Annotated in this window: 2 protein-coding genes; both read left to right on the top strand. The window is 44.4% G+C overall.

All coding sequences use genetic code 11. The features are described from left to right. A partial coding sequence (locus QYM41_RS17785; RefSeq protein WP_368801095.1) for a hypothetical protein occupies positions 1-332 on the top strand: 332 nt, incomplete at its 5' end. Next, the coding region (locus tag QYM41_RS17780; RefSeq protein WP_368801094.1) for a M15 family metallopeptidase domain-containing protein at positions 329-541 on the top strand (213 nt) is incomplete at its 3' end. The genes QYM41_RS17785 and QYM41_RS17780, both read left to right, overlap by 4 nt.

The raw sequence follows: 541 nt of genomic DNA, 5'->3' as shown, positions 1-541 counted from the left end.
TTTCGTCGTCCAAAATTAACGACGTAATTATTATGAAGGAACTGGACGCCGGATTTAAAATTCCGTATGCGAACTACGCCCGAAATAATATGGATAATAGTAATATCGATATTGGCGGTGATAATCTGGTTCGTCGCCCGTATATTGAATTGGTTCGGAATGATATTGCGCTGCCGAATGGTGTATTCACTATTCCGGTGACGGATGAAGACCAATTGAAAAACCATAAAGGTTTCGTTATTGTGGAGCAAATCGAATTGAATTGCACCGCACTGAAAAACGAGAAAGACGAAATTAATTCTTTCCTCAATAAAGGGGTAATTATTAAATGATTAAATACGGGGATCGGCTGAACGGGGTTAATCCCCGTTTACAGCAAGTGGTTCAACTGGCGGCGACTCTATGCCCGATTGATATTTATGTCATTGAGGGAGTGAGGACGATAGAACGCCAGCGGGAACTGGTAGCGGCGGGAAAGTCTAAGACGATGAACAGCCGCCACCTGAACGGCGGGGCGGTCGATTTGTGGGATGGTAAATCG

It is taken from the genome of Kocuria oxytropis, from assembly GCF_040981195.1.
GTDB classification, from domain to species: domain Bacteria; phylum Actinomycetota; class Actinomycetes; order Actinomycetales; family Micrococcaceae; genus Kocuria; species Kocuria oxytropis.
Note: the sequence above shows the minus strand (reverse complement) of the source record. Positions and strands in the feature narration are given on the sequence as shown.